This is a genomic window from Stieleria sp., assembly GCF_041595215.1.
Classification (GTDB): Bacteria; Planctomycetota; Planctomycetia; order Pirellulales; family Pirellulaceae; genus Stieleria; species Stieleria magnilauensis.
This window is the reverse complement of sequence record NZ_JBFHKV010000249.1, coordinates 1-9,056: the sequence shown is the minus strand read 5'-3', so window position 1 is coordinate 9,056 and position 9,056 is coordinate 1. Positions and strand designations below refer to the sequence as shown.

Genomic DNA, 9,056 nt, shown 5'->3' with positions numbered 1-9,056 from the left:
CGCCTGCTTTGAGTTACTGGTTTCGATTCAGACGACGCTGTTGGATTCCCACCCCACGCTCGATCTGGTCTTGCCCGCCAGCGAGGGGGCCCGCAGCGAGCGCGTGGCTGGATCGCAATGCCGTGTCCATCACGCCAACACTGGCGATTGCGCCGTCGCGGTCATTCTCGGGCCCCAGGATGCGGGAGAGTCAGGGGCGATGGACACCGAACAGACGCAGCGTGTGACGTTGTTCGGCGAGTTTCTAGAAAAGGGCGTGATTCGGCGAGCCCGACCCTGGCTGATTGTCAATCGTGCCGGCACGGTGATCGACGCGAAGTGGATCAGCGCGGCGATCGACGCGTTAACGGAAAGCCCGCTGCCGCTGAACTAGGGCTTCGTCCAGATTCAGTCCAAGGGGTTAACGCGGAAGCGGAAGCTGCCAAGGCTTTTTGCGGTTCGGCGACGGATCCGAAACACTTGGCAATTCCCGGTGGCGAACTGGGGCGCGTTCTCCCGTGACGCGACGGGTCGGCCCGCCCTGTTGGACGCGTCCGGCCAATGGTGGGGCAACTGGGACGAATGTGACGATGTTGCAGAATCGTGCGGTTGGATGACTTAAAGTCCCGGGCCGAGGGCGGACCGCCGAAATCCGGGCCCGAAGGGCGCGCTTTTGCTGTTTCCGGTTGCGTGGTTTGCGTAAACTAAAGGGGTGTTTCCTGAACGGATGGTCCGCCATTGACGCAAGCATGGGCCGCTTCCTTCTCCTTTCTATTTCCGCCACGTGCTGCTTGCTCGCGAGTCCCGGTCGGCTCGCCGCGTTGCCGCAGACCGTATCGAGTCCACCTGGTTTATGAATCGCACCGATTCGGTAACGAATATCTTTTCGGCGGCATTGATGTCGGCCGGATCGATCGCTGCGTCGGTGTTGGTGTACGCCGGAGTGTGGTTGTCACTGGCGCTGGGCGGACCGAGCCACGGGCAGCCGCCGGGCACGTATCCGCCACCGGAAATCCTCCGCCCCTCGGCGCCGCCGGCCGAGTCGGGAAAGTTGCCGATCAAGGGGATGATGTTTCTGGACGTCTCCGAGAACCCGATCTATGCGCCGGGGATGAACTACGAGCGATATTTGGAACTGGAACGGGGCGGCAAGAACCAGACCCGTCGCTATGTCTATGACACGGTCAAGATCGACGGGCGTGTCGATGGCAATCGGGCGGAGTTGTCGGTGGAGGTGCGCGTGGCAGTCGACGCGACCGCCGAAGAGATGATCGAAATTCCGTTAGCGATGGAGAACTTTCACCGCCTGGGACCGGTCGAGTTCTTCTCCGGCGCCGAGAACGGCAACAAGCTGGCCGTATCGGTCGACCAGGACACCGGGGATTATGAATTACTCGCCTCGGTCGCCCGGGACACCGTCGTCGGATTCCGCATGCAGATGTCCGCTCGGGTCGAGACCGATGTGCTGCACGCCCTGGATTTTCGCTTGCCGCTCGCGGCGACGGAAATCAACTTGGTCAGTGATTCGCGCGACGTCGTCGGCGTGATTCCCAATCGAGACGATGAAGTCATTGAAACGTCGACCGACAACGCGGGACGCAGCCAGTTCAAGGTGATCAGCAGCGGAGGCCGTTTCACGCTTCAGTGGGGCACGATGGATCGTCCTGTTTCGGTGCCGTTGCTGGAAGCGACCAGCGGGATTTCGATGCAATGGAATTCTCCGCAGGATCCGTTGTTGCAAGACGTGAAGATGACGGTGCGTGATTCGCGCGGTCCGATCTCCAGTTTTAAACTCCGGCTTCCACCGGGCGCCTCGTTGCGCGACGAGCCGAAATTGATCACCAGCGGTCAATTCGGTCAGCAAGTCGAACTCTCCAAACCCGACGCCGACGACGACGAACTGTATCTCGTCACGATCCCCAAGTTCGAGCGTCGACAGAGCATCGTGTTGGAGTTTCGATTGGAGCTGCCCAGTGATTCACCGACGGTCAAGAAACCGTTGTCCTTGCAGGTCCCCGTCGTCGAGGAGGCGCTTCGCAACCAGGGCACGATCAACATCACCACGGGCGCGGATTATCGATTGCGGTGGCACCAACGATCGTATGTCAAAAACACGACGCCGGCCGTCGAGGAGGAAACGACGGTCGATCAGCGGAGCTATTCCTTTCAATTCATTCGCGGTGCGTTCACGTTGCCGATCTGGTTGGACGCGACCAAACGTGAGTTCCGCGTTTCCAGCGAGTGTGACATCGAGTTGCAGGACAACTATGCGAATCTGGCGATGGAGATTCGATCGGTCGGAAACGGCAATCGCTCGCAATTGTTGAGCGTCGATTTGTCGGATTGGCAGGTGACCCAAATTGAAAATGCCCGCACCGGTGCTCCGCTTCCGTGGTACGAATCGGACGACTTGATCGAAATCGAAGTCAGTTACACAGGGATGGAAGAGAGCATTCCGGTGTTGATCAAGGCGCGGCGTCCGATCCAGGAGGCGTCGTCGCCACAGGAGGATCAGCGGATCGACTTGCCGGTGCCGCGGATCGTCGGTTCGGGGGACCGTCGCGATCCGATCACGATCCAAGAAGCCATCGTGCGGCTGTCCGGTAAAGGACGACGTTCGTTCGTCGTCGATTTGGAACGCTCAGTCAATCTGGAGCGAACGGCGGATTCGGCAACCGGCAGCGGATTGGAACGCGTCGGCAACAGCGAACGCGCCTCGGTGGACGATCCGCGAGATGTCGACGCGATCCGAGTGTTCGCCGTGATGCCTCCCGAATCGGCCGCCCGCATCATCGGGGAAATGGTCGAGCGTCCGCCCCGCATCAGTCTGGAAAACCAAGCCAACGTCAAGTTGATCGGTGATCAGTTGGTGACGACCGTCACGTGGCTGATCGAAACCCCCGTCGACCTGGAAGGGCGATTGCAGGTTGCGATCCCCGAGCCGATCAAGTCGGTCGCCGGGGCGGCATCGGCAGGAGCGGCATCGACGACGTCATCGGATGGACCGACCGGCGAGGAGGTCACGGCGGCACCGGGCTCGACGCCCAATCAATGGTCCGTCGAAGTGAATGACCGTGCGGCGAAGCTGCAGCCGGTCGAGTCGGATTCGTCGGCCGCGGTCGAGAATAGCCAGCAGGACACGGAGCAGGATCCGGCGGCGGGGTCGTCGCAGACCCAGCAATACGATCTGGTTTCCGATGCGCTTGCCGATGGCAAAATGGAGGTGCGTTTCATCCATTCGGAAACCGTGACCTTCAATCCCGACACCTCCGAAACGCTGGTCGAAATCGGCTTGCCGTATCCGCTGGTTCAAGACATCACGTTGCGGGGCAAGGTCGAGTTGGAGTTGTTGGGAGGCGAATCGCATGACATCACCCCGGCCGAGAAATCGCTGACCGATCAGTTGGTCTTTCGCACGCTGCCGACCAAAACGGTTCCGTTGCGGATCTCGCCGCGGGCACCGGCCAGCAGCGAATTGCTGACCGGCAAGATTGTGGTGCGAACGGCGATCAGCGAGATCTCGCAGCACGATCAATTGATCGCCAGTCTGGAGGGGACCGGCGAATTCGAATTGGAACTTTTGTATCCCGATCAAACAGAAATCCAAGTCACGCTCAACGGCGAACCCGCGGCGTTTAAGATGGTGGGAGAACGCTTGGTCGTGCGTGTCCCCTCCGACACACAGCAGCACCTGATCGATGTGCGATTATGGGTCGACCGAACCAGCGGCGGTCTGTTTCAGACCATCGTCCCGCTGGCGCATGTCGGTCCGGGGGCCGGGCAACTTGTATGGCAGATGACGGTGCCATCGGATTGCCATCTGGTATGGGCGACGCCTTCGGTCGGACGTGAGATGCAGTGGGGATTTGACCGTTGGCGGTTGATTCGCAGCCCGCTGATGACCGAGACCACGCTGGTCAATCGGATCGCCGCGACGCAGCCCGATCTCGTCGATCTGAGTCCGATGCCGACCGGCAATCGCTATCTCTTTTCGTCGATGGATGACCGCTCGTTTCGGGCGCTGGTCGGTACCCGAACCATCCTGTGGATGATCGTGGCCGGCGTGATCGTGTTTGTGACCGCGGTGTTGGCGTACATTCCCGCGACGCGCAATCCGTTGTCTGCCGTCGTCGCGATTGTCTGTTTTGCGGGCCTGTTGGCCGCGGCTCCCGATGCCGCAATTCTGGTCGGACAAGTCTCGATGTTGTCGTTGGTGTTGGTGATCGTGATGCTGGCCATCCGCAACCTGGTCTTGCCCACACCCTCGCGCGTGTTGACCAGCACGCGTGAACCGCGGCTCGATGCATCGACACAAAGTCGTCGGCAACCGCCCGATTATCGGCCGCCCAGCAGTATCGCCGTGACGCATTCGATTGGCCCCGAAGACGTCTCCAAATCGGCCAACGAGGTGGCTTCATGAACCGCCCGGTGAGCGACATCAAGGCTTGCCAGGCCGGGCACGCCGGGGCGTCCTCCTCGGGCACGTCGAGCGTTCCCGATGGCAGTGCCCGGTGCTCGTCCGGCATTCGATCCGTGCTGCTGTGTGTGCTGGCCGTGATCGGTTGCGGGACGCTCTGGACGGGGACCGGCTTCGGTCAACAAGAACAAGGCGAGGCACCGACACCGGCGGTCGTGCAAGCCGCGGCGGAGAACGGAGACAAGGAGGAGGGAGACAAGGAGACGGGAGACAAGGAGACGGGAGACAAGGAGACGGGAGACAAGGAGACGGGAGACAAGGAGACGGGAGACAAGGAGACGGGAGACAAGGAGACAGGAGACAAGGAGGAGGGAGACAAGGAGGCAGGAGAGACGGAGGGGATGAAGGGGGAACGCTCCGGTTCTGGGGTGAGCGATGCGGAGGCGGGCGATGTTGCACCGGCACCGGTACTGGCACCACGCGAGCGATTGACGCTGCCGCTACCGCATCGCGACCGCGACGGTCGGCCGCTGCGACCGATCGGTGTGTTCCTTTCACAGATCGTCGATTTGGTCCCGCCTGATTTTCGTGCGGTCTCGATCAGTGAATTGCGTGAGGCGATCGGGACGGGCACCGAGCGGTTCGCGGATTCCGATCAGGCCCGATTGGTCAGCGGGTTTTATGACATCCGGCTCGACGAAGATCTGTTCATCAGCGAGGGCAGCAAGTTGGTGCTCGAGCACCGGCGTCGCCCGATCATTCGGCGAAAGCTGGGACAGGTCAATTTGGCGATCATGGACTCCGCCGGCGGACTGCGTTCGCCGCTGTCGGCGTCGACGGTGAATTTGCCGCGGCTGGAAATCGATGCCGCGGGCGAGTTGATTGCGGTGATCCCCAAGCCGATTACCGCCAACGCGCCTTCTGCATCGCAGGGAACAGCATCTCAGGACTCAGTATCTCAGGGAGCAGCGTCTCAAGGGGCACCGCAAGAGCCGGGCGGGGCTGCCGGCAACCGTTCATCGGCAGACGTCGTTTCCGACGGTTGGACTCAATCCGAAATTCGTTTCGGATGGACGCTGCGGAGTCAATCCTTGGGCGCGGCGAAACGGTTTGATTTGCGATTGCCAAGGACATCACAGACGCGGTTGGTCATTTCGACCCCCAGCGACATCGTTCTGGAATCCAGCCAGGGCGTGTTGGTCGAACGTCCCGGCCCGCCTCCGGATGCGGATGTCCAGACCCGTACCGGCGACATCCGATGGTATGTGTTGGAAGCCGGTGGCCTGAATCGGCTGGAGATCTTTGCGCGGCGACGGTCCAGCGACGATACCAATCAACCGTTGTTCATCCGTCGAGAGTCCAAACAATACGAGGTGGATTTATCGGGCGTTTCGTGGATCCACCGCATGACGCTCCAGTTCCCTCGCCAACGCAACCGTCTGCGTCTGCGTTCGCCCTTGGGGACCGTCACGGCGATCCGAGTCAACTCGATCGAAGCGCCTTATCAAGTGTTGCGTCGTGAAGACGGACAATCGTTGATCGATGTCGATCTGCCCGGCAATGTCGCCGGTGTCATGGATTCGTTGAACGCCAATGCGGTCGGCGGAACACTTCGCCCCGAACTGGTGTCGGAGGTGGTGACGTTGACGATCGAGGGGACGTCGACTTGGGAACTCGACGATGGCATTTGCGAGTTGCCGTCGGTGATCCCGGTCGAACCGAACGTGCTGTGGACCGAAGCGTCGACGCAAACCATCGTGGCGGTGATGGACCCCTTGGAAGTCGCACAATGGGACTTGCCACCGACATGGCGGCAATCGATTCAGACTCCGACCCGCGCCGGCGAAACCCTGTTGATCGCCGACGGTCCGCCGCCGCAATCCGCTCAAGCGGATTCCACCTGGTCGCGGCTGAGGTTGATTGAAAAGGAAGAGCGATTCATCGAGGCGATTTGGACGCGTTTGCGTGTCCAGCAGACCCCGGCCCCGGAGGTCCGATCCAACAGCCGCATTCGATGCCGGTTGTTGCAAAACCACCAGTCGCCCTTTCGCATGAACGTCAATCCGGACTGGAACGTCGACTCGGTCACCGTTCTCGGTTCCGGACGCCGAATCACAGTGCCCGTCGGCGCCAACCAATGGGTCATTTGGCCCACACCGAGCGAGTCGGCGCAGGCGACATTCGAAGTCGAAGTGATTGCGCGAAAAAATTTGCCGAGGAATCGCAACCGGTTGGCGATGAATTCGACTTGGATCGTGCGCCCCGAGCAGCACGTCGGTGCTCATCTGATCTCCATCCAACCTCCACCGCTACGGCGATGGGATGGCAATTCGGTGATGCTTCCGGGACGCTTCGAGTCCTCCACGCTGGATGAAGAATCGATCGCCTTTTTTCAACCGACTTCGGAAACCTTGTTGATCCGCAGTCCCACCGGCGAGATCCCCGCGGTCACCTTGGAACCGGTCGATGACTCCTTCGGCGTGGCGCTGCGTCACGTGATTCAAACCGAAGGCAGCGACGTTGCCGAAACGATTGTCGTCCGCGCCGAGACGACGCAGCCGATCTCGGAACTCTCGGTGCTGACCGGAAACGCTCGGCAAGAAGAATTCGATTGGTCGCTCCGCCGCACCGATCAATCGGCAACCGTCAGTCTGCCCAGTTCCAGTGTCCAGCGGATGCCGTTGGATCCGCTGGGGACCTATGTCATCACACTCGAAGGCCGTGACCTGCGCCAATACGAATTGGTCGGACGACGGTACTTTCCCGTCCAAGACCAGTTGACGCTTTCGCTGCCGAGCGTGCGGCGGACGCGCGGGCAGACCGCCGAGGTCATGATCGATGCCAGTTGGGAGGTGACCGAAATCCCGCCCGGCGTTCAATTGGTGCCCGGGTCGGAACCGGCCGACGCCTTGCAGCCATTTGGAGACCAACCGCAACATCTGCGATACGAACCATTGCTTCGCCCGGAGATCCGGTTGCGGCGGGCACGTCGAGACTCCGCCGCGACCTTGATTTGGGACCAGCGTCTGGAGGTCGTCGCCAACAGTCGCATTGAAGATCTGTTTTACTTGGTTGCCGACGTTTCGACTCGCAAACCGATTCATGTTTTGTTCGACGAAGAGTTGGAACTCGTGTCGGTTTCCAGAAACAACACCAGCTACGTTCCCGATCGCATCGGTGTCGGTGAAATTTGGATCAACCCGCAAAAACAGAGTGATCAGGTCTCCGTCGTGATGCGTCGACGTCACTCGTCGAGCGGTTGGTTTCGCCGCTGCCCGATTCCTCGTGTCGAGGTGGAAGGCAACGTGATTCGCAATCAAGCGTCCTATCAAGCCGGTGCGGGAACGCTGCTCGTGCACCGCGTTTCGGCGTCGGACCTGCTGGCACCGCACCTGTTGGCGGCGCAGTCCGGGGGATCGGAGGATTCGGCGGACGGGACGGAGTTGATTCTGGTTTCGCGAGACGCGGCCATCGGACTGGGGTGGCTGACCGCGACGGTCCTGTTCTGTTTGGGCTGGTCGATCGCACGCTGGTTCTCGTTGGGAATTCACACGCTGTTTGTGCTGGTGGTGACGTCGATCAGTGGATCGATCATCTGGTGGCCGGCCCAGCACGCGATCGTGGCTTGGATCGCGGTGCCGCTTGCAGCCGCGGGGTTGTTGCAGGTGGTGGTGGCCGATCGACGCCGCCGCGACAAGACGACGAGCAACGGCAGTAGTGGGACGCTACGGTCGGACGACACCCAATCGCAGCGAAGTGCGCGTGACCGATCGGCGGACTTTTCGGTCTCAGCGACGCATTCCATTTTGATGCTGACGATCGGGATGCTTGCCGCCGTCCCCGGTGTCGCGACGGCGCAGGATTCGTCCGGCGAGGAACCGCGTCGCGAGATCGATAGCAGCGGTGCCGGCGAGACCCCGCAACACGATCCGATCGAGTTGTTGGTGCCGCTGGCGGCGGACTATGCGCCCGTCGGGGACAAGGTTTACCTGTCGCGTGCGGATTACGAATCGATTCGTTCGGTCGTTGATCCTGACCGCCCGGTCGACGCCCAATTTCAATCGGCCGAGTACCGTGTCGTCTTGACGCCGCCACGTGATGCGTCCGGTTCGATCACGGCAGAAGTTCAGGCCGACTATCAAATTCAGTTGGTGCGGGAATCGACCCGCGTGCGACTGCCCGTCCGCGCCGACTCGTTGCGTCGAATTGAATGGGTGGGGGATGGCGAAACGCAAATCATCCGATTCACCGTCGACGAACGCGGGATGGTGACCGCGGCCATTCCGTCGAGTCGTCAGAGTCTGCTGCGCCTGACGTACCTGCCGTCGGTGTTGACGCTCGGCGGCGAATCGGGAAACGTCGACGCAAGAGCGGATGGCCTTGACCGCCCGCTGTCGGAGAATCGTAACGGCGGAAACTCGCTCGGCGGTCCCGACCTGTTCAACGACATCGCCAACGGTGACGTGTTGCCGGGGATGGCGACCACGGTCATCCGGTTGGCGATTCCGGCGATCCATTCGGCAACGTTGATCGTCGAGGCGCCGCGTGAAATCCAGGTCGATTCGCTCGGTGATCCAATGGGACGGTCGTTGTTCCGTCCCGAATTGGGGCGATACGAAGCCGACTTGGGGCCGATCCGTGAGTTGTCGATTCGGTGTCG

General features: G+C 61.1%; 2 protein-coding genes and 1 pseudogene. All 3 read left to right on the top strand.

Annotation, left to right across the window (positions count from 1 at the left end):
* Nucleotides 1-373, top strand: a pseudogene (locus ABX749_RS11840) (hypothetical protein); the annotation flags it as partial.
* Between the two features lie 459 nt (nt 374-832).
* Nucleotides 833-4,399: a hypothetical protein gene (locus tag ABX749_RS11835; protein ID WP_372896162.1), complete on the top strand. Its 3,567-nt coding sequence runs from the start codon at nt 833-835 to the stop codon at nt 4,397-4,399.
* On the top strand, nt 4,396-9,056 hold a 4,661-nt coding region (locus ABX749_RS11830), incomplete at its 3' end, for a hypothetical protein (protein WP_372896161.1). The genes ABX749_RS11835 and ABX749_RS11830, both read left to right, overlap by 4 nt.